Origin of the sequence: Streptosporangium sp. NPDC006013 (assembly GCF_040614275.1) — a bacterium.
Taxonomy (GTDB): domain Bacteria; phylum Actinomycetota; class Actinomycetes; order Streptosporangiales; family Streptosporangiaceae; genus Streptosporangium.
In genome coordinates this window covers 1-19,725 of sequence record NZ_JBEXUE010000043.1, presented here as the reverse complement: position 1 = coordinate 19,725, position 19,725 = coordinate 1, and the positions used below count along the sequence as shown (strand labels likewise).

The 19,725-nt window shown below is 68.8% G+C and carries 24 protein-coding genes and 1 pseudogene; 5 read left to right on the top strand and 20 right to left on the bottom strand.

All coding sequences use genetic code 11. The features are described 5' to 3' along the window. From ABZ260_RS09735 to ABZ260_RS09710, 6 genes are all read right to left on the bottom strand, one after another. Nucleotides 1-678, bottom strand: coding sequence for an NADH-quinone oxidoreductase subunit C (locus tag ABZ260_RS09735; protein ID WP_350918471.1), 678 nt, complete (start codon nucleotides 676-678; stop codon nucleotides 1-3). 77 nt (nucleotides 679-755) lie between these two features. Then, a complete protein-coding gene (locus tag ABZ260_RS09730) occupies nucleotides 756-1,307 on the bottom strand; it encodes an NADH-quinone oxidoreductase subunit B (RefSeq protein ID WP_030916695.1) in 552 nt (183 codons plus the stop codon). Nucleotides 1,308-1,309: 2 nt separating this feature from the next. After that, the gene (locus ABZ260_RS09725) at nucleotides 1,310-1,669 is read right to left on the bottom strand and encodes an NADH-quinone oxidoreductase subunit A (RefSeq protein WP_350918475.1); all 360 of its coding nucleotides are present in this window, start codon (nucleotides 1,667-1,669) and stop codon (nucleotides 1,310-1,312) included. A gap of 2 nt (nucleotides 1,670-1,671) precedes the next feature. Next, a complete protein-coding gene (locus tag ABZ260_RS09720) occupies nucleotides 1,672-1,794 on the bottom strand; it encodes a hypothetical protein (RefSeq protein WP_350955369.1) in 123 nt (40 codons plus the stop codon). Next, nucleotides 1,791-3,068 carry a geranylgeranyl reductase family protein gene (locus ABZ260_RS09715; protein ID WP_350918481.1) on the bottom strand — a complete coding sequence of 426 codons (1,278 nt, stop codon included), beginning with the start codon at nucleotides 3,066-3,068 and terminating at the stop codon, nucleotides 1,791-1,793. The genes ABZ260_RS09720 and ABZ260_RS09715 overlap by 4 nt, the downstream gene beginning before the upstream one ends. A 150-nt stretch (nucleotides 3,069-3,218) precedes the next feature. Then, nucleotides 3,219-3,944: a demethylmenaquinone methyltransferase gene (locus ABZ260_RS09710; RefSeq protein WP_355615076.1), complete on the bottom strand. Its 726-nt coding sequence runs from the start codon at nucleotides 3,942-3,944 to the stop codon at nucleotides 3,219-3,221. A gap of 78 nt (nucleotides 3,945-4,022) precedes the next feature. Here ABZ260_RS09710 and ABZ260_RS09705 point away from each other — a divergent pair, with 78 nt between their 5' ends. Continuing rightward, nucleotides 4,023-5,288 (top strand): delta-60 repeat domain-containing protein, encoded by a 1,266-nt coding sequence (locus tag ABZ260_RS09705; RefSeq protein WP_355615073.1) that lies wholly within the window; start codon nucleotides 4,023-4,025, stop codon nucleotides 5,286-5,288. Here the strand turns inward: ABZ260_RS09705 and ABZ260_RS09700 are convergent. Next, nucleotides 5,272-5,466: a DUF4229 domain-containing protein gene (locus tag ABZ260_RS09700; RefSeq protein WP_355615070.1), complete on the bottom strand. Its 195-nt coding sequence runs from the start codon at nucleotides 5,464-5,466 to the stop codon at nucleotides 5,272-5,274. The genes ABZ260_RS09705 and ABZ260_RS09700 overlap by 17 nt on opposite strands. A gap of 267 nt (nucleotides 5,467-5,733) precedes the next feature. Here ABZ260_RS09700 and ABZ260_RS09695 point away from each other — a divergent pair, with 267 nt between their 5' ends. Further along, nucleotides 5,734-5,973 carry a BldC family transcriptional regulator gene (locus ABZ260_RS09695; RefSeq protein WP_012887349.1) on the top strand — a complete coding sequence of 80 codons (240 nt, stop codon included), beginning with the start codon at nucleotides 5,734-5,736 and terminating at the stop codon, nucleotides 5,971-5,973. A gap of 122 nt (nucleotides 5,974-6,095) precedes the next feature. Here ABZ260_RS09695 and ABZ260_RS09690 read toward each other — a convergent pair whose 3' ends face one another. Further along, on the bottom strand, nucleotides 6,096-6,335 hold the full coding sequence (locus ABZ260_RS09690; protein ID WP_355549988.1) for a hypothetical protein: 240 nt from the start codon (nucleotides 6,333-6,335) through the stop codon (nucleotides 6,096-6,098). Between the two features lie 10 nt (nucleotides 6,336-6,345). Continuing rightward, a complete protein-coding gene (locus ABZ260_RS09685) occupies nucleotides 6,346-7,128 on the bottom strand; it encodes a hypothetical protein (protein WP_355615067.1) in 783 nt (260 codons plus the stop codon). A 191-nt stretch (nucleotides 7,129-7,319) separates the two neighbouring features. Here ABZ260_RS09685 and ABZ260_RS09680 point away from each other — a divergent pair, with 191 nt between their 5' ends. Beyond that, the gene (locus ABZ260_RS09680; RefSeq protein WP_355615064.1) at nucleotides 7,320-7,619 is read left to right on the top strand and encodes a PLDc N-terminal domain-containing protein; all 300 of its coding nucleotides are present in this window, start codon (nucleotides 7,320-7,322) and stop codon (nucleotides 7,617-7,619) included. 59 nt (nucleotides 7,620-7,678) lie between these two features. Here the strand turns inward: ABZ260_RS09680 and ccsB are convergent, their stop codons facing one another. Genes ccsB through ABZ260_RS09655 form a run of 5 tightly spaced genes read right to left on the bottom strand, consistent with a single transcriptional unit; the run spans nucleotide 7,679 to nucleotide 12,333 of the window. Further along, on the bottom strand, nucleotides 7,679-8,650 hold the full coding sequence (ccsB, locus tag ABZ260_RS09675; RefSeq protein ID WP_355615061.1) for a c-type cytochrome biogenesis protein CcsB: 972 nt from the start codon (nucleotides 8,648-8,650) through the stop codon (nucleotides 7,679-7,681). Next, nucleotides 8,640-10,307 (bottom strand): cytochrome c biogenesis protein ResB, encoded by a 1,668-nt coding sequence (locus ABZ260_RS09670; RefSeq protein ID WP_355615059.1) that lies wholly within the window; start codon nucleotides 10,305-10,307, stop codon nucleotides 8,640-8,642. Before ABZ260_RS09670 ends, ccsB begins: the two co-directional genes overlap by 11 nt. Continuing rightward, a complete protein-coding gene (locus ABZ260_RS09665; protein ID WP_355615056.1) occupies nucleotides 10,307-11,041 on the bottom strand; it encodes a cytochrome c biogenesis protein CcdA in 735 nt (244 codons plus the stop codon). The genes ABZ260_RS09670 and ABZ260_RS09665 overlap by 1 nt, the downstream gene beginning before the upstream one ends. A 27-nt stretch (nucleotides 11,042-11,068) precedes the next feature. After that, on the bottom strand, nucleotides 11,069-11,638 hold the full coding sequence (locus ABZ260_RS09660; RefSeq protein WP_355615053.1) for a TlpA disulfide reductase family protein: 570 nt from the start codon (nucleotides 11,636-11,638) through the stop codon (nucleotides 11,069-11,071). A gap of 56 nt (nucleotides 11,639-11,694) precedes the next feature. Beyond that, complete coding sequence (locus ABZ260_RS09655) at nucleotides 11,695-12,333, bottom strand: histidine phosphatase family protein (protein ID WP_355549975.1); 639 nt, start codon at nucleotides 12,331-12,333, stop codon at nucleotides 11,695-11,697. Between the two features lie 135 nt (nucleotides 12,334-12,468). Here ABZ260_RS09655 and ABZ260_RS09650 point away from each other — a divergent pair, with 135 nt between their 5' ends. Beyond that, nucleotides 12,469-13,335 carry a DMT family transporter gene (locus ABZ260_RS09650; RefSeq protein WP_355615050.1) on the top strand — a complete coding sequence of 289 codons (867 nt, stop codon included), beginning with the start codon at nucleotides 12,469-12,471 and terminating at the stop codon, nucleotides 13,333-13,335. A gap of 112 nt (nucleotides 13,336-13,447) precedes the next feature. Here ABZ260_RS09650 and ABZ260_RS09645 read toward each other — a convergent pair whose 3' ends face one another. Beyond that, the gene (locus tag ABZ260_RS09645) at nucleotides 13,448-14,416 is read right to left on the bottom strand and encodes a LysR family transcriptional regulator (RefSeq protein ID WP_355615047.1); all 969 of its coding nucleotides are present in this window, start codon (nucleotides 14,414-14,416) and stop codon (nucleotides 13,448-13,450) included. Nucleotides 14,417-14,490: 74 nt separating this feature from the next. Here ABZ260_RS09645 and ABZ260_RS09640 point away from each other — a divergent pair, with 74 nt between their 5' ends. Then, complete coding sequence (locus ABZ260_RS09640) at nucleotides 14,491-15,507, top strand: EamA family transporter (protein WP_355615044.1); 1,017 nt, start codon at nucleotides 14,491-14,493, stop codon at nucleotides 15,505-15,507. Here ABZ260_RS09640 and ABZ260_RS09635 read toward each other — a convergent pair. The 5 genes and pseudogenes from ABZ260_RS09635 to ABZ260_RS09615 all read right to left on the bottom strand — a co-directional run. Beyond that, a pseudogene (locus ABZ260_RS09635) lies at nucleotides 15,468-15,797 on the bottom strand (DUF3592 domain-containing protein); the annotation flags it as partial. The gene ABZ260_RS09640 and the pseudogene ABZ260_RS09635 overlap by 40 nt on opposite strands. A 244-nt stretch (nucleotides 15,798-16,041) precedes the next feature. Continuing rightward, nucleotides 16,042-18,111: a sensor histidine kinase gene (locus ABZ260_RS09630; RefSeq protein WP_355615041.1), complete on the bottom strand. Its 2,070-nt coding sequence runs from the start codon at nucleotides 18,109-18,111 to the stop codon at nucleotides 16,042-16,044. 302 nt (nucleotides 18,112-18,413) lie between these two features. After that, complete coding sequence (locus tag ABZ260_RS09625) at nucleotides 18,414-18,620, bottom strand: DUF397 domain-containing protein (protein WP_355615038.1); 207 nt, start codon at nucleotides 18,618-18,620, stop codon at nucleotides 18,414-18,416. Nucleotides 18,621-18,722: 102 nt separating this feature from the next. Next, entirely contained in the window at nucleotides 18,723-19,400 is a 678-nt protein-coding gene (locus ABZ260_RS09620) for a DUF397 domain-containing protein (protein WP_355615103.1), read from the bottom strand. 20 nt (nucleotides 19,401-19,420) lie between these two features. Next, nucleotides 19,421-19,725 (bottom strand): hypothetical protein (locus tag ABZ260_RS09615; RefSeq protein ID WP_355615112.1); only part of this gene is annotated, 305 nt, incomplete at its 5' end.

Here is a 19,725-nt window from a genome sequence, read left to right as displayed (position 1 = left end):
TCACGTGTAAGACCTCCTCTGGTCCGGCGCGGGAATCTCGGCGCCGCGGTACTCGACCGGGATGCCGCCGAGCGGGTAGTCCTTGCGCTGGGGGTGGCCGTCCCAGTCGTCGGGCATCATGATGCGGGTCAGCGCCGGGTGTCCGTCGAAGACGATGCCGAAGAAGTCCCAGGTCTCGCGCTCGTGCCAGTCGTGCGTCGGGTAGACAGAGACCGTGGAGGGAATGTGCCGGTCGTCGTCGGGGCAGGAGACCTCGACGCGCAGGCGGCGGTTGTGCGTGATCGAGCACAGGTGGATCACCGCGTGCAGTTCCTGACCCGTCAGATGGGGGTAGTGCACGCCGGAGACGCCGAGCGAGAGCTCGAAACGCAGGGCGGCGTCGTCGCGCAGTGCCCTGACCACGTCGAGCAGGCGCTCGCGCCTGACGTGGAAGGTCAGCTCGCCGCGGTCGACGACCACGCGCTCGACGGCGTCGGCGAAGTCGCCACCGAGGGCGCGCTCCAGCTCGTCGGCGACGGTGTCGAAGTACCCGCCGTACGGGCGGGGGGTGGAGAGTTCGGGCTTGCGCCGCACGACGAGGCGGCCGTAGCCCGAGGTGTCTCCGGTACCCGAGGTGCCGAACATGCCCAGGCGGGCGATGGGCTCCTCCGGGACCTCCGGGAGGTTTTCAGTGCTCATGTCGGTCGCCTACCGCTCCTCGTTCGCCGCGCGGGCCGCGGTGAATCCGCTTCGCGCCATCGGTCGCTCACCGCTTCTCATTTGGCGGTTCCCTGGTCGATCAGCGGCAACGTCCGCAGTGCCTGCAGTTCGAGCTCGTCGATCTGCTTGGCGCGATGCGCGCCGAACTTCGTGTTCTGGATCTTGTCGTGTAGCTTGACGATCGCGTCGATGAGCATCTCGGGCCTCGGCGGGCAACCGGGCAGGTAGATGTCGACGGGGACGACGTGGTCGACGCCCTGCACGATCGCGTAGTTGTTGAACATGCCGCCGCTGGAGGCGCAGACGCCCATGGCGATGACCCACTTGGGCTCGGCCATCTGGTCGTAGATCTGGCGCAGCACCGGGGCCATCTTCTGCGACAGCCGGCCCGCCACGATCATCAGGTCGGCCTGGCGCGGAGACGCCGAAGCGCGCTCCATGCCGAAGCGCGCCAGGTCGTGCTTGGGACCACCGGTGGACATCAGCTCGATGGCGCAGCAGGCAAGACCGAAGGTGGCCGGCCAGACGGAGTTCTTGCGTGCCCAGCCGGCGACCTGCTCGACCGTGCTGAGCATGAACCCGCTCGGAAGTTTCTCTTCAAGTCCCATATCTAGTCCCAGTCCAGACCCTTGCGGCGCCACACGTACGCGTAGGCCACGAGCACGGTGACGATGAACAGCACCATCTCGACCAGTCCGAACATCCCGAGCTGGTCGAACGCGACAGCCCACGGATAGAGGAAGATGATCTCGATGTCGAACACGATGAACAGCATCGCGGTGACCATGTACTTCAGCGGAAAGCGACCTCCGCCCACGGGCTGGGGCGTCGGCTCGATACCGCATTCGTAGGCGTCGAGTTTCGCGCGGTTCCAGCGCTTGGGACCGGTGAAGGGGGCGATCGTCACCGAGAAGACCGCAAATCCCGCCGCGAGAACGGCGAGCACCAGGATGGGTGCGTACAGCTCCATCGCTACGCCTCCTCTCCCATCTCCACGCGCGCCGGCGCGTAGCTCTGCATGTTGGTGTATTTCGAAAGTCTAGGCAGGACGATCATCGCCCCGGGTCCCAGGTGTTCGGCGTTCGTTGAGCTCATGCCGGTGGCGCCACCTTCGACAGGGCGTTGATGATGCGATCCGACGCATCACCCCGCCGGTCGGTGAGATTAGCAAGGAGTTTGAGGGCGAACCTCATCAGGCGGGGGTGCGGCAGCGCATGACGCGTGGCGAAGTTCATCACACCGCGGTGCCCGATGAGCTCGACGAAGCCCCGGCCGAGCGTGAAGTAGCCGCCGTAGGCGTCCTTCAGCGTCTGCGGGTAGGCTCGCAGCACACGTTCCCGCTGGGCGGGGGTGACCCTGCCCAGTGCCTGGACGATCATCTCGGCCGCGACATGGCCGCTCTCCATCGCGTACGCGATGCCCTCGCCGTTGAACGGGTTGATCATCCCGCCGGCGTCGCCCACCAGCACCAGACCCCGAGTGTAGTGCGGCTGGCGGTTGAAGGCCATCGGCAGCGCGGCGCCCCTGATCGGGGCCGTCATGTTCTCCTCGACGTAGCCCCACTCGGCGGGCATGCCCTTCACCCAGCGCTTGAGCAGGTCGCGGTAGTCCATGCCCTTGAAGGACTCGCTGGTGTTCAGCAGCCCGAGGCCCACGTTGGACGTGCCGTCGCCGACGCCGAAGATCCAGCCGTAGCCGGGCAGCAGGGTGTCGCCGTCCCACAGCTCCAGCCAGGTCTCCAGGTAGTCGTCGTCATGGCGGGGGCTCTCGAAGTACGTCCGCACCGCGACGCCCATCGGGCGGTCCTCGCGCTTGTGCAGCCCCATGGCCAGGGAGATCCGGGTGGAGTTCCCGTCGGCGGCGACCACCAGCCGGGAACGGTAGGTGACCTCCTCGCCGTTCTGCCTGGCGAGGACGCCGACGATGTGCCCGCTGCGGTCGTCCAGGACCGGGGCCGTGACGTTGACCCCCTGCAGCAGGCGGACACCCGCCCTGACCGCGTTGCCGGCCAGGATCTCGTCGAAGTCCTGGCGGGTGCGGACCAGGCCGAAGTCGGGGTAGCTCGCCAGCTCAGGCCAGTCGAGCTCGAAGCGCATCCCGCCGCCGACCACGCGCAGGCCCTTGTTGCGGACCCAGCCGGGGGCGTCGATGTCGATCCCCATGGCGATGAGCTGCTTGACCGCTCGGGGCGTCAGCCCGTCGCCGCAGACTTTCTCGCGGGGGAAGGTGGTCTTCTCGAGCAGCAGGACGTCAAGTCCGGCCTGCGCGAGATGAAAAGCGGTTGTCGAACCGGCGGGCCCGGCGCCGACGACGATGACGTCGGCGTCAGCCTCAGCGACATTCCGCTGTCTGGCGGCTGGCACGGTCACGGGACCTGTCCTGTCCTACAAAGCTTTGGGGGCCTCGGGGTAAGGGGCCTTTCGATCCTTTGTGAAGGTCTTCACAAACTTGTCGGCCCGAAGTCTAACGCCTTTGCGGGGCAAAGTGTCAGGTGGGTACTGCTATCGCCTGCCAATCTTCTATGCGGGCTTATATCCGCGGTGGAGGGCCACGATGCCCAGCGTGAGATTGCGCCAGGCGACCCGTTCCCAGCCCGCTTCCTGAATGATCTTCGCCAGCCCCGCCTGGTCCGGCCAGGCCCTGATCGACTCCGCCAGATACTCGTAGGAGTCGTCGTTTGAACCGAAGAGCCTGGCTGCCTGCGGCATCAGCTTCATCAGGTACTGCGAGTATACGAGGTCGAAGGACCTCGGCGTCGGGTGCGAGAACTCCAGGATCACCAGGCGCGCACCCGGCTTGGCCACCCGATACATCTCGCGCAGCGCCTGGCCGGTGTCCTGCACGTTGCGCAGCGCCGTGGAGATCGTCACCGCGTCGAACACGTCGTCGGCGAAGGGCAGCCGCAGCGCGTCGCCCGCGATGAAGCTGACACCCCGCACTCCCCCTCCGGAAACGCCCGAGCCGCCCCTGCGCCTGACCCCGGTGCTCAGCATGCCGAGCGAGAAGTCCGAGGCGATCGCGCGGGCACCCAGCGAGGTGAACGAGTCGGTGGACGTGCCGGTGCCCGCACCGAGGTCGAGGACCAGCTCACCGGGGCCCGCGTCGACGGCCGCGGCGGTCGCCTTACGCCACAGCCGGACCTGGCCCAGGGAGATAACGTCGTTGACAAGGTCGTACCGCCGGGCCGTGCGATCGAACATCGCGGCGACCTCATGCGGCTGCTTGTCCAGAGAAGCGCGCGTCATGACACCAAGCCTAGGCCCGCCCCGACAATCCACGGAAAGTAGTCATTCGATTACCTGGAGCATGCTAAAAATTGTCAAATGTTTGCCAGAACCGCTTACCTGCCGGCCGCGGCCCTGATCCTGATGCTCCCCGGGACCGCCGCCGCCGGCACCACGGAGCACAGCAGGGTCGTCCTGACCGATCCGGTGAACAGCACTCCCCACGTGCTCGACGGGATCGTCAACGCCATCGCGCTGGTGGGCGGCACGGTGGTGGTCGGAGGCTCGTTCAGCGAGGTACGCGAGGCCCGGAGCACGAGGGTGCTGTCGCGCGACAACCTCTTCGCCTACGACCTGGCCACGGGGCGGGTGCTGCCCGGTTTCGCACCACGCCTCGACCGCCCGGTCCAGGCCCTGGCCGCGGGGGTGCACGACACCGTCTACGCGGGTGGCCGGTTCACGACGACCGACGAGACGCAGACGCGGGGTCTGGCCCTGCTCCGGCTGTCCGACGGGTCCCCGGTGGCCCGCTTCGGCGCCCAGGTCCGCGGCGGAACGGTCACCAGCCTGGCCAGACTGGGCCGCCACCTCTACGTCGGCGGCGACTTCACCCGCGTCGGCCCCGTCACCCTTACCGCACTGGCCAGGCTGGACGCCGTCACCGGCTCGGTCGACCCGACCTTCGCGATCAGGCCGGACGAGCCCAGGGGCGGCAGGACCAGGGTCCACGCGCTCTCCCTGAGCCACGGCAGGCTGGCGGTCGGCGGCGACTTCGCCACCCTCGACGGCCTGTCGCGCCCGCAGCTCGGCCTGATCGACGTCGCCGCGTCACCGGCCAAGGTCGCGCCCTGGCGGACCGGCGCCTACCGGGGCAGGTGCATGGCCGACTTTCCCAGCTACGTGCGGGGCCTGGACTTCGCCCCCGACGGGAGCTATCTCGCCGTCGTCACGACCGGCGGCCCCGGGGGGCGGGACAGGATGTGCGACACGGCCGCGCGCTTCGAGACCCGCGCCCGCGGCGAGGTACGACCCACCTGGGTGAACCACACCGGGGGCGACTCGTTGTACGCGGTGGCGGCGACGGGGGCGGCGGTCTACGTCGGCGGGCACCAGCGCTGGCTGGACAACCCGCTCGGCCACGACTCGGCGGGACCCGGAGCGGTGGCGCGCCCGGGAATCGGAGCGATCCACCCCCGCACCGGCAAGGCCCTGACATGGAACCCCACCCGGGAACGCGGAATCGGAGTCAAGGCATTCCTGGCACATCCTGGCGGATTACTCGTAGGTAGTGACACAACCCGGCTCGGTCACGAGTACCATGCCCGAGTCGGCATGTTCCCGTCGCCGCTCACTCCCGATTCTTAGTGATTCGCTCGCTTACCGCGTCCCGCTGCTTTGACAGCAGGACGTAGCTGGCCACGCCGCTGACCAGGAATGCGGCGACAAGCAGGATCAGCTGACGCAGGCCGAGGACATAGAGCACTCCCAGGCTCACGGCGAGTAGACCGACCCGGGACGCGGTGTAAACGATGACGGGATGCACAACGTCGAGGCTACGTCACTCCGCTCATCGCCCAGGCATGACCCCGTGCTGACTGCGGAAGCGCCCTTCGCGTTGACTGCGAGCGCTGCTAGTGTTCACAACAGGCCAGTTTCGTAAAGAAACACCCACGAGAGTCCCAAAGAGGCTCTATCATCTAACAATCGGGCAGGCAGTAGATAACAACCCGTGATCTTTGTTGAAAACCACGGATAAATCAGGCTTCGCTCGGCACACTGGTTACCTGTCCGCCCGCTGGCAGGAAGCGGGATGCGAGGGGGAGAGATTGTGGAGAGTAGCAGCGAGCGTCTGCTGACACCCGGAGAGGTTGCCGCCCTCTTCCGGGTCGACCCAAAGACGGTTACACGCTGGGCCGCGGCAGGCCGTATCAGCAGCATCCGTACCCCCGGAGGGCACCGGCGTTTCCGCGAATCGGAAGTGCACGCCCTTCTGCGTGGAGAGGACGTCTTGACGGCCGAACGGCCTGCAGGCGAGTCCCCGCGCGTCTGACGACTTAGGACGTCACACCATCGGTGATCCTGCGCGCCTTACCCGGAAGCCGCAGGGTCACCGTGGAGTCGTGTGAAATGCCACACGACACGGACGGTGACCACACCCGTACCTGAACCGGCCTAGGTCTCCTGCTCGGCCTTGAAAGCCAGGAACTCCCGCTCCAGGTCGTCGTTCTCCGCCAACCAGCGCCGCCGCCGCTCGGCCCACTCCTCCTCGGTGAGCGACTCGGCCAGCCAGCGGTCATAATCGGGATCCCCCGGAGACACCTCGACATAGGCGTTGCCGATCAGACGCCCGTCATCGCCGGCCAGGGTCTGCGGAACGCGCAGAGTACCGTCAGCGAGCCTGACGACGTACATCCCAGATCACCTAGATTCCGTAGCGCCGGTTGAAGAACAACATGACGTTGAGCGCCATTCGCGTGTCGCCGCCCAGCATGTCGACCAGCGCGGGGCGCTGCCGGGAGACGATCGCGGCGAAGGCATCGGCGAAGAACTCCTTGCGGCCCAGGTCGCCCGGCTGGAGATGGAACCCCGAGGCCAGCACGGGAACGCACTGGGCGTAGAGGGCGGCGAACTCCGGGCAGTCGGAGACCCAGTCGCCGTGGGGGGCGTCCACATCGTCCAGGGCATGTCCGACCTCGTGCATCATCACGTCGGGAGTGGGCGAGGGCCGATCTCCCACCACGATCTTGCGGTCACCGTACGCTCCCGCGCAGACGTCCCAGGTCGCCCGGCCCGAGGGCAGCGGCGCACCGCGCAGGTATCCCATGTCGTCCAGGTCGGGCACCCCGCCCGCGCCGACGTAGATGCCGTCGAGACCGTCGGCCAGCTTGTCCTTCAGCAGGTCGGGCAACCTGGCCAGGCTCTCCACCGCCCGCACGACCTCCGGAGGCGGGATCTCCCACCGCGAGTCCCACTGACGGTGCAGGATGCGCTCCAGGCGCCCGCAGTGGCGCAGGCCGTCACCCAGATCGGGGGTGTCCGGAGAGTTGGGCTGTGCCCGGGGACGCTCGTCGTCGAGCTCGAAGTCCTTCCAGGTGTACTGCGGGCGGTCGACCACCGGGGCCGTGACCGCCCCGACCCGGCGCTCCGCTTCGCGGGGAACCTCACGGGGAGCCTCGCGGGGAACCTCACGCGGAGCTTCCCGCACAGCACTCTCCGCACGCGCGGCCGGACCTCGCTGCCACCACCGCCGTCGATGGCGGCCCTTGTCGCCCGATTGTGCCATCACACCCCCTGGGGAAGTGTCAACGGGTTCTACGTTAACCGGGTGAGCCCTTGCCAGTCATCCGTAACGAAGGGCTGACCGCAACCGAGCTCACAATGGCTTACAGTTCGGGCATGCCCCTGCTTGTCGGTCTGGCGATATTCGCCTTCTGGCTCTACTGCCTGTTCGACGTCATCACCACGCCGGACGAGGAGTCCAGAAACCTGCCCAAGCTCCTCTGGGTGCTCATCGTGGTGCTGCTGCTGGCCGTCGGAGGGCTCTTCTGGCTGCTGCTCGGCCGACCGTACGGCCCCAGGGCGCCCCGCTCGCTCCTGGCGAAGGACATGCCACAGCGCCCCGAGGCCCCGAAGGGCCCCGACGACGACCCCGACTTCCTCAAGGACCTCGACCGCCGCCTGCGCGACGAGGACTGACCGGACGGACGACGGCTGACCGGCCGATGCGGCCGGTCAGCCGGGGCTCGGCGCCGGGCTCAGGGAACCTCGGCGTAGGAGTGCAGGCCCCCGAAGAAGATGTTCACCCCGACCAGGTTGAACAGCAGGCAGGCGCAGGCGACGAGCTGCACGATCGTGGCGGCCTTGCCCTTCCAGCCCGCGGTGGCCCTGGCGTGCAGGTAGGCGGCGTAGACGACCCAGGTGATGAACGCCCAGACCTCCTTGGGGTCCCAGCCCCAGTAGCGGCCCCAGGCCTTGTCCGCCCAGAGCGCCCCGGCGATGACGGCGAAGGTCCAGATCGGGAAGCCGATCACGATGGCCCGGTGCGCGACCCGCTCCAACTGCGGCCGGGACGGCAGCAGGACCGCGGTGTCCTTCCTGACCAGGTAGAGGATGCCCGCGATCCCGGCCATCAGGAACAGGCCGCTGGCGACGATCGCCGCCGACACGTGGATCAGGACCCAGTAGCTGTTGAGCGCGGGCACCACCGGGCCGGCCTGCACCTCCAGGTACCGGACCGCGAAGCCGAGCCCGAGAGCCGCCGTGACCATGACGAACGCGCCGAGGAAGCGGACCCGGTAGCGGAGGTTCATGAACAGGAACGCGCTCACCGCCGCGAAACACATCGCGACCACGAACTCGTACATGTTGCCCCACGGCCACCGGTCCACGGCCAGGCCCCGGGTGAGGAGGGCCCCGAGGTTCGCGGCCCAGCCGAGCCAGCTCAGCCCGACGGCCACCGGCCCAACCCGCGTCGCCCAGGCACCGGGCGCCTTGTCAGTGGGACCTTCGCCCCCCACCGGGGCGGACTCCGGGGTGCCCGGGGCCGCACCACCACCGCCGACGGTGGCGAGCGCGGGCTGCGCCGCCGCGCGGGCCGACACCCCCGCGGACCGGCTGAAGGCCAGGTCGAGGGCGTAGGCGATCATTGCGAAGACGTAGAGCAGCACCGTCGCCAAGATGAGCTGATCGCTCAGGGTGGCGAGGCCGGCATCGACCTCAACGGGCATCCTTAACTCCTGGGTTGGAAATTCCTGGGTTCAAAGCGGAGACGATCTCGGTGAACTCCTCGTCGAAATCGCCCCCCTCGGTACGCGTGAGGCCGCCCACCTCGACCTGCCGGCTCTCGCCCTCGGGCCGACCGGCCTCGTCGTGAACCCGTACCCACACCCTGCGGCGGCGGACGGTCAGGGCCAGCACGAGGCCGGCCACGGCGAGGACCGAGGCGACGAACGCCGGTATCCGGCCGGGATCGTAGGTGATCTGCAGGGCGATCCACTCCCTGACGCCGGTGAACTCGATGGAGCCCATACCGTCCGGGAGCGTGAGCTTCTCGTTGACCGCCAGCGGGTCCGCCTTCATGACCAGCGGCTTCATCTTCTTCAGGCTCTCCGGGTCGAGCTCGTAGACCGACTGCGGCCGGCCGTCCTTCAGGCCCAGATCACCGGCGAAGGCACCGTAGACCTGGGCCGTGGGGTTGGCGGCGCCGGGGAAGACCGACACCCACTCCGAGCCCACCGGGACCGTCGTCGGCAGGAAGCCGATCAGGAGGCCGAGCTGCTCCGGCTGCGCGTCCGGGACCTTGATCACGCACTCGGAGGTGAAGTTGGCGGGCTGGACGACCAGGCAGGGCACCGGCCCGTCGAAGGCGACCTGGCCCTTGCCATCGGTGATCCTGAAGGTCGGCGCGTACCCGTGGTCGATCAGGTAACTCTGCGTGCCGTTGACGTTCAGCGGCTCGTTGACCTTGAGGACGTAGTCGCGCGCGGGGGCGCCGGGGGCGTCCTCGACCTTGAGCCTGGCCTCGAAGTCGATGGGCTGCCCGGTCTTCTCACCCTTCGCGATGTAGCTCGCCTGGAAGTCCTCGACCGTGAAGGAGAACGGCTCCAGCGACTCGGCGTTCACCTGCTGCCCCGGCATGTAGCGGTCGTAGGCCGCGACCGTGTTGGCGAACCCCTCGCCCTCCACGACCAGCACGTTGCCCCGGTAGCCGTAGAGCGTGCCGATCCCCACCGCGAGCAGCAGGCCGAGCAGGGACACGTGGAACAGCAGGTTGCCGGTCTCGCGCAGGTAGCCCTTCTCCCCGGCGACCCAGCCGGGCCCCGTGATCACCCGGAACCGCTTGGCACGCAGCGTGGCGGCGGCCTCCTCGACGGTCAGCGGGGCCTCGAAGGAGGCGTGCTGCGGCAGCCTGCCCAGGTTGCGCGGCGCCGCGGGCGGCTTCCTGCGCAGCTCCCGCAGGTGGGTCATGGTACGGGGGAGCACGCAGCCGATCAGGGACAGGAAGAGCAGAAGGTAGATCGCGGCGAACCAGGGCGCCCTGAACACGTCGAACAGCCAGAACCTGTCCAGCCACTCGGCGAGCCGGGGGCTGTCCTCGAAATACTGGAAGACCTTGGCGTCGGAGACACCGCGCTGCGGCCAGATCGAGCCGGGAATGGACGCCAGGGCGAACAGGAACAGCAGGATCAGCGCGATCCGCATCGAGGTGAGCGTCCGCCAGAACCAGCGCGCCCAGCCCACGAACCCGATTCCCACGGGCCGCCGTTCCTCGTTCCTCCCGTTCTTTCCGTTCTTCCCGTTGGCCTCGGGACTGCTCGCGGCCACCGTCTCCGTCTGCGGCTCGGCCACCGCTCGCTCTCCCGTCCCAGGGTCGATGTGCCCCATCAGATCACCGGCTCGAATCCGCCGACCCAGCCCTGGATCGTCGCGACGAGTTGCTCCCAGAGCCCGGTGACGAGCAGGACGCCGACGACGACCAGCATGACGCCGCCCACCCGCGTGATCAGCTGCGAGTGCCGGCGTATCGCCTTGAAGGTCCTCAGGGCCCTGCTGTACGCCAGCCCGGCCGCCACGAACGGCAGGCCGAGGCCGAGCGCGTACGCGAAGGCGAGTATCGCACCGCGGCCGGCGCTGCCCTCGTTCAGGCCGAGGGTGAGCACGACCCCGAGGGTGGGGCCGATGCAGGGGGTCCAGCCCAGGCCGAACACCAGGCCGAGCAGGGGCGCCCCCGCCAGGCCCGCGGCCGGGAGCCGGTGGATGCGGAAGTCGCGCTGCAGGCCGGGGATGACTCCCATGAAGGCCAGGCCGAGCACGATCGTGAGGGCGCCCAGCACCCGCGTGATGATCCCGGCGTTGCCGAACAGCATCGCGCCGAGCCCGCCGAAGAGCGCCCCTCCGGCCACGAACACGGCGGCGAACCCGAGGACGAACAGCACGATGCCCGCGACCATGCGCCCCCGCCTGGGGTCGGCGCTCATGCCGGTCACGTACGACAGGTAGCCGGGCACGAGCGGCAGCACGCACGGCGACAGGAACGACACCAGCCCGGCCGCGACCGCTATCGGCAGCGCCAGCGCCAGCGAACCGCTCGCGACGGTGCCCACGAGGTCAGCGCTCATCGCGGGCCCAGCCATCGCCCGGGGCCGTCATCTCTCATTACCGACCTTGGTCACGGCGTCGAGGAGGTCGTTGTACTTGACCGCGCCGAGTGCCCTGGCGGCGATCCTGCCCTGGCGGTCGATGATCAGCGTGGAGGGGATGGCCGCGGGCGGGACCGTGCCCTGGAAGGAGAGCGCGACCTTGCCCGGCTGGTCGAAGATGCTCGGGTAGCCGGACTTGTGGCTCCGTTCGAAGGCGAGCGCGTCGGCCTTGCGGTCCTTGAAGTCGATGCCGAGGAACTCCACACCGTCCGCCTTCGTCTTGGCGGAGATGTCCTTGAGCACCGGCGCCTCAGCCCGGCAGGGCGCGCACCAGGAGGCCCAGAAGTTGAGCACCACGACCTTGCCCTTGTGTGCGGCGAGCGTCGCGGTGCCCCCGTCGAGGGTCTCCCCCTCAACAGGCGGCGCGACCTTGCGGTCGGCGGCCTGGAACAGGGTGATCTTGCCGTCGCCTGCGATGAACCGGGTGTCGCCGGTCTGCGGCTGCGCCCCCTGGTTTCCGGCACATCCGGCCACGGCGATGAGCAGCGCGACGGCGGCAAAGGATTGTACGCGCATGGATGACGGAGGCTCCCTGTACTACAACCGGTAGAGCAATCACTGTACCGGCGGGGTCAGGCGCCCGGCACAGTGGGGCGTTTGACGAGTGCCGCCGCGGGCTCGCTGTACCCCACGCTGATCAGACGGTCCCCCTCGAAGGCGAAGCTGGTGAGGCTGGCCAGAGCGCACTGCCTGCGGCGCGGGTCGTGCGGCAGGCGCCTGCCCTCGGCGGCGAGCCGGATGATCCAGATCGGGAGCTGGTGGCTCACCATGATCGCCTCATGGCCGCGCGCCGCCCTGCGCGCGGCGTTGATCGCGCCGCTCATCCGGTTGACCAGGTGGCTGTAGCGCTCTCCCCAGGAGGGACGAAGCGGGTTCCACAGGTAGCGGTAGAAGCGCGGGTTGCGGAAGACACCGTCTCCTCCGCCGACGGAGAGACCTTCGAAGATGTTCTCGGCCTCGATCAGCCGCTCGTCGAGCGTGACGTCCAGGTGGAAGGTCGCGGCGAGCGGGGCGGCGGTCTCCTGGGCGCGCTCCAGCGGGGAGGAGAACAGCGCGACGACGTCGCGGCCGGCGACCGCCTTGGCCACCGTCTCGGCCATCTGCACGCCGTTGTCGGAGAGGTGGTAGTCGGGAAGCCTGCCGTACAGGACGTTAGCGGGATTGTGCACCTCACCGTGGCGCAGGAGGTGAACGACGGTGGTCTCAGCCATGGTTCCGCCAGCCTACCCACAGCTACCGGCCCACAGCAGGTCAGGTGGACCACTGGGAGCGCGTGGCGAAGGCGAGTAGGGTCTGGGGCGTTTGTGGCTAAGGTTCCGCGGTCCGGCGGTCCGGAAAGGTCCCCCGTGAGCCTGTTCGCCCTCGCCCTCATCCTCACCTCGGCCGTCGCCCACGCCTGCTGGAACCTGCTGAGCAAGCAGGCGGCCGATGCCGACGGCGTCGTCTTCGTCTGGATGGTGGCCGCCGCGTCCACGGTGGTCTGGACCCCGGTCGCGCTCGGCTATCTCCTCCTCGGCGGCACCGGTCTCTCGTGGGCCGACCTCGGGGTGATCGCCGCGAGCACCACGCTGCACCTGGGCTACTTCATGTTCCTCCAGCGTGGCTACCGGCACGGCGACCTGTCGATGGTCTACCCGATCGCCCGTGGCACCGGACCGCTGCTGGCCAGCCTGGTCGCCGTCCTGTTCCTGGGCGAGCGACCCGGCCTGGCGGGCATCGCGGGGATCGGTCTGATCGGGGTGGGTGTCTTCCTGCTCAGCATGGCGCGCAGGCCCAGCCGCCGGGATCTGAGCGGCATCGGGTTCGGGCTGGCCACCGGAGTGTTCATCGCGGCGTACACCGTCTGGGACAAGCAGGTGGTGAGCGCCTTCGCGGTCGCGCCGATCCTGCTCAACTACTTCGGCGACTTCGGCCGCACCCTCGTGCTGACCGCACCGGTGCTCGGCGGCCACCGCCGGGGTCTGGTCCTGCCCGTCTGGCGCGAGCACTGGACGCGGGTGCTGGGTGCGGCGGTGCTGATGCCGCTCTCCTACCTGCTGGCGCTGACCGCGTTCACCTTCTCGCCGATCAGCGCGGTGGCCCCGGTACGGGAGGTCAGCGTGCTCGTCGCGGTGCTGCTCGGCGGCAGGCTGCTGGCCGAGGGCGACCTGACCAGGCGGCTGCTGGCCGCCTGCGTCATCGTCGGCGGCGTGGTGACGATCGCCCTCAGCTAGGCCCTGTCCCGTGGACGCCCTTTGCAGGTCCTTGGATCCGCTGCCTGCCACGGTCCCCGGGCACGTCTTCGGCCTCACGGGACGGCGCACCCGGCACGGTGACCGCGAATCCTCACTCGACCGGGTGAACGTTCCCGGCCAGGACGGTGGACGGCGCCTCGACGGACTCGGAGATGGGGATGTGGAAATCGGCGGAGACGGCCTTCAGCGCCTCGACCGCGGCGCGGATCGCCGGGCGGCGGGCCGCGTCACTGCGCCAGAGCGCATAGAGCCTGCGGGTCGGGCGCGACCTGATCGGGACGACCCGCACCCCGGAGGGGACGAAGTCACGACCCAGCCGGGGAATGATCGCGCACCCCTGCCCGGCCGAGACGAGGGCCATCTGGGTGGGGTACTCATCCGCCATGCAGGCGATGTCCGGCTCCACCTCGGCCGAGCGCAGCGTGTAGACCAGCCAGTCGTGGCAGACCGTGCCCGGTGAAGAGCTGATCCACTGCTCCCCGGACAGCTCGGCCAGCTCGATCTCGGAGCGATCCGCCAGTGGGTGGGTCGCGGGCAGGATCGCGTCGGCGATGTCGTCGAAGAGCGTCGCCCGGGACAACCCCTCGGAGATCGCCAGTGGGCGGTTCATCCAGTCCTGGATCACCGCGAGGTCGAGCTCTCCCCTGGCCACCTCGCGGATCTGCCGCGAGGGCTCGCGTTCCATGAGCTGGAGCCTCAGGTCGGGGTGGCGGGTGCGCAGCAGGAGCAGCGCGGCGGGCATCAGACCCCTGGCCGCCGTGGGGAAGGCGCCGATGCAGAGCCGCCCCACGACCTGTCCGCGCAGTGCCTCGAAGTCGGCCTCCGCCGTCTCGACCAGCGCGAGGATGCGCCCGGCGTGGTCGGCGAGCAGCCCCGCCGCGTCGGTCAGCCGCACCCCGCGCCCGTTGCGCTCCAGCAGGGTCGCGCCGGTCTCCCGTTCCAGCTTGGCGAGCTGCTGGGAGACCGCGGAGGGGGTGACCATGAGCGCCTCGGCCGCCGCGCCCACCGATCCGTAGACGGAGACCGCGTGCAGTGCCTTGAGCCGATTGAGATCCAACACATAAGCAACTCTAAACGACATAAGCCAGAAATTCTCGCTTGTGCTGAAATATCACTGAAAACGACGATGGATGTATGCGTACCCGGCACCTCCTCCTCGCCATCGGCCTCACCGCCCTCTGGGGCTTCAACTTCGTCGTCATGGAGGTCGGGCTCCGGCACTTTCCACCGCTGTTCTACGTGGCGCTGCGCTTCGCCCTGGCCGCCTTCCCCGCGCTGCTGTTCGTCGGCGGCCCCGGGGTGCCCTGGCGCAAGGTGCTCGTCGCCGGGGCCACCCTCGGCATCGGCCAGTACACCCTGCTGCTGATGGGCATGCGGGCGGGCATGCCCGCCGGGCTGACCTCGCTCGTCGTCCAGGTTCAGGCGGTCTTCACCGCCGTCCTGGCCGTCGTGCTGCTGGGGGAGCGGCTCACCGCGCGGCGGATCACCGGCATGGCCGTCGCGCTCGCCGGACTGGTGCTGATCGCCGCCGACCTGGGCACCGGCGGCCCCGTCGGCGCGTTCCTGCTGGTCGTCGGCTCGGCGTTCTTCTGGAGCGCGGGCAACATCGCGGTCAGGAGCGCCGCCCCGCCCAACTCGTTCCGCTTCATGGTCTGGATCAGCGCGGTCGCGGCCCTGCCCATGCTGGCCCTGTCCCTGCTGGTGGAGGGTGTTCCCCGGCTGGAGTTCTCGGTGCAGGGGAGCCTGTCCGTGCTCTACGTGGCGCTGATCTCCACCCTCGGCGGTTTCGGCATCTGGGGCTTCCTGCTCCAGCGCTACGACGCCTCGGTGGTCGCGCCTTCCGCCCTGCTCGTCCCGGTCTTCGGCATGTCCTCGGCCGCCCTGTTCACCGGCGAGCCCATCTCCCCCGTCAAACTCACCGCCGCCGCCCTGATCATCTCCGGCGTCCTCTACGCGAGCACCCGAGCCCGTACGACCGCCGCGCGAGTCCGCCCCCGCCCTCACGACCAGAAGATGACCCAGAAGCCGACCGCGAAGACCAGGGAGAGCACCAGGATGACCGCCCCGACGGTCATGAACAGCACGCCGAGGAGCACACCTCTGCCGCCCACCCCGTCCAGGCGGGCGCGCTGGGGGCGCTCGGGGTCGTAGACCACCATGACCTGCTGGCCCGGACGGACCTGCGGCGGGTTGGAGCCCAGATCCGACGCGGCCTCCACCACGGAGCCCTGCACCGTCTGGAACTGCAGCGTGGGATAGTACAGGCGGTTGCCGCTGCCTCTGTTGGACCTGCGCAGTCCCACGACGACGCCCGGCACCCGCACCCCGTGCCGCCGCAGCCGCTGCCCGACAATCATCACCCGGATGCCGGCCCCGACGAACACCGCTCCGAGCACGATTCCGAACAATGGCACGATTCCAAACAATGGCACAATGCTCATGTCCACCACCGCCTCCTTCTCACCTCGTTCAAGGGCCGCTGTCGCAGTCCCGTTCGAGGGCCTGCACCGCGCCGAGTCGCTCCGGCTCAGGAGGACCGCGGATGAGGTTAGAGGCCGACAGTGGAGAACGACTTGTAGATCATTGGGACGCCGCGCCTGGACGAGGAGATGGGCAGGTCCTTGAGAACGGCGGTTCTCGGGTTCGCCACGTGGGGTACGCCCACGATCTTCGTGATCTCCGGACTCAGGGGGCCGACTGCCTGCCGACAGAAGCCGTCCGGTGTTGCCGTACCGGCGGCGCAACGGTCGTGGGAACGGGGAGCGTCACCTCCACCGTGGTGCCCTCCCCAGGCTCGCCGCTGATGAGGCAGAGTCCGCCCAGCTCCGCGGTGCGCTCGCGCATGGAGGCCAGGCCGACGCCCGAGCGGCGCTTCGGCGGCAGGCCCACGCCGTCGTCGGCGATCAGCAGGCGCAGCGTCTCGGGCTCGCGACGCAGCTCGACACGGACGCGAGTGGCACGCGCGTGCCGCCGGACGTTGGTCAGCGCCTCCTGCGCGATCCGGTAGACGGCCACCTCGACGGCGGCGGGCAGGTCGGTCAGGTCGCCCTCGACGCTCACCTCCGTGGCGGGGCCTTCGGGGGCGGCCGGCCCGGCCAGCGCCTGTACGGCGGCGGCCAGGCCCAGATCGTCCAAGGCGGGCGGGCGCAGGCCGTAGACGAGCTGCCGGATGTCGCCCGTGACCGCGTCCATGCCGGAACGCAACTCGCGCAGCAGCCCGTCCGCCGCCTCCGGGGAGGTCTTCAGGCTGAGGCGGGCCATGTTGATGGTCATGGCCATCCTGCTGAGCGTCTGGCCCAGGCCGTCGTGCAGGTCGCGGCGTAGCCGCCGCCGTTCCTCCTCCCGGGCGGTCAGGATGCGCTCCCGGGAACCCTGCAGGTCGGCCGCCATCCGCAGCGCGTGCGCCACGTCGGCCGCGTACGGGACCAACGTTTCCAGCACCCGCTCGTCGTGTGCGGCGGGGAAGCGGCGCGGGGTAGGCGGGCCGACCAGCAGCCGCCCCACCTGCTCGCCGTGCCAGACCAGCGGTACCTCGCGCGGGGAGTCGCCGACCTGCCCGCTGACCATGCTTGCCACGCTGACCTGGTCCCCCGGTTCGCCGCCGGTCACCTCCACCATGACCCCCTGTACCGCCAGGCCCTCGCGCAGCACGCCGATCACCGACGCCAGCGCTTGCGCCGGATCTCCCCGGCGCATCTCCTGGACCAGCCGCTCGGCGAGCACGCGTGGATCGCCGACCGGACCGTAGAGCAGGCGGTCGACGGCACGTTGCAGCATCCGGCGCAACGGCTGGAAGAACGCGCCCGTGAACAGGGCGGTGACCAGCCCGGCGATCTGGTCGAACCCGGACACCATCAGGCTCGACAGCGCGGCCACACCGAAGTAGACCCCGCCGACCACGGCCAGCAGCCCCGCGGCGACGAAGGTCCGGCTGATGATGGTGTCGATGCCGTACAGCCGGTAGCGCATCACCGAGAACACCATCGCGACGGGGACGAGCGCCGCCCAGAGGACCGACAGCCAGTACAGCTCCGGCGCGACCAGGCTCATGAGCATGAACACGATGTACCCGGCGAACGCCGACAGCGGCCAGCCGATCTGCCGCCTGCCCGCCGGGTCCGCCCGGCGAAAACGCGGCAGCAGGGACAGCGCCGCCAGCGGGATCGCCACGAAGATCCCCGTCCAGATCAGCACCACCATCACCGAGTCGTACGGCGCCAGAGCGGGGATCTGCAGCGGGTTGGGGATGACGGCCGGAAACGGGGAGTCCTCGAGCGGCGGATCCGGCCGCACGAACTTGCGCGCGGTCTCGGCACCGACGGACACCACACCCAGCAGCACCACCGCTCGCCAGCGCCGCGAGGGCAACCTGCCGTCCGGGGAGTACAGCGGCAGCAGTATCTCCAGCGCGAGCGTGCACGCTGCCCAGCCCACCTGCGCCGGGAATCTCAGGAGCCCCGCCAGCGCGAGATCCCCGCGTGCCGCGGACTCCAGCGCCGTCGCCTGGGAGAAGTCGTAGACGGCACCGCCGAGCCCGCCCGCGCACATCAGCCATGCCAGCTTGAGCCGAGGCCGATGCGCGATGAGGAACGCGCCGACCGCGGGAAAGGTCACCCCCGCCGCCGTCAGCGGCGTGACCGTCACCGGCGGCAGCCACTCCTCCGGAAGTCCCGCGAAGATCAGCATGGCCGCGACCACCAGCGCCGGAGACAGCACGGCCAGGACGACGGCGACCGTCCGGGCTGCCCACGCCATCCCGTCCCTGCTTTCCGGCTCCCGTTCCTGCTTGACCTTAGCGTGCCCGCGAAACGGCACAAAAGATGCGATTTACCACCATCGTGGTGAGGGCGTTACCAACCGGGAACTCGGCTGCGGGACGTCCGGGTAATGACCATGAATCCAACGATGTTGCCCCCGACCTGTGAAGATTCCTCGGGAAACAAGATCACGAAACGGCGGTCCAAGCTCTGCCCATGCAGGTCGGACCTGTGTCCGTGGGATTTTCCGCGATTGCTACCGGATCCCCCTCCAGGCGAACTTCTCCGACCCACACATGATCAGGGACGCGGGTCGAAGTCCCCAGCCTTGACACGGCCGAGGAAGGCGGTCCAGTCGCTTGGGGAGAAGGAGAGTGTGGCGCCATCGGGATTCTTGGAGTCTCGGATGAGGTGGTGGTTATCCATGTGGGCCACCTCGACGCAGTTGTTGCCGCTGCCGCTCAGGCTGCTCTTGTGCCATACGACACGGGGAGAATCTGCGTTCATGGCCATCCCACGTCTCTTTTCTCGCTCTTCTCCAGGTTCACCTCTCGCTGCACGACGAACGATCCCAAAGCATCACAACCAGGAGCAGCGTCTCCCGCTTGACTACCTCAGTTTGTCGAACGCATCGTTCTTGACACCGTTGAGGAAGGCTCGCCACTCGTCAGGCGAGAAGACCAACGCCGGCCCCAAGGGGTCCTTACTGTCTCGGACGGCCGCGATGCCGGGGAGATTGGTGGCGACCTCGATCATGGAGGAGATGAGGGTGGCGGACTCTTCGGCGGTGAGCGACTGGGTGATTAGATTATTGAACATCCAGGTATATTTCGCGAGCTCTTCGGCTTCTTCGAGGACCAGACCGCTGACGGCCTGTTCGATATAGACGAGAGCCGGATCAGCAGGGTCGGGGAACTCCAGGATGACAAAAGGACCGTCCATGGCTGGGTGGGCTCCCCGTTTGAGAGGCAGCACCTGGATCGTGATGTTCGGCAGCTTGCTTCGCTGTAGCAGGAAGGCCAGCTGATCGCTCATCGTCGTTGCTCCGCCCACCTCGCGCATCAATACCGCCTGGTCGAGCACCGCGTGCAGATGGACCGGAGCATCACGTGTCAGAAGCTGCTGGCGGGCAAGGCGAACGCCGACCTTCTTCTCGATGTAAGGATGGCTGGGATTCATGGCCGCCGCACCCATAACAGCTCGGGTGTAGGCCTCGGTCTGCAGGAGACCTGGGATGACCTGCGCCTCGTAGGTACGGATCATCGCCGCATCGGCCTCAAGGCCGATGTAGGAGTCGAATCCGGTCTTCAGGGTGTCGCGGCGGCGGGCGAGACCAGGGTCCGGATCGCAGTCATCCGTCGTGCCTGCGGCTGGGTGTTCGTCTGGCGGCCCTGGTGGGCCAGGGTGTGGCGGCCGGGCGAAGGGGTCTGGGCCGGGGCCGACAACGCAGCAGACGTCATCGTCTCGGCGGCGATCGCATGAACGCGTACCCGCAGGCCACCTGCCGCTACGAACGCCAGCGAGCGACCGCGGGACGCTGGGCCGTACTGCACCCGCTGGGTCACGCCGAGTTCGCGGGCCTGGCCTGCTCCGTCGCGACGGTCCGCGCCTG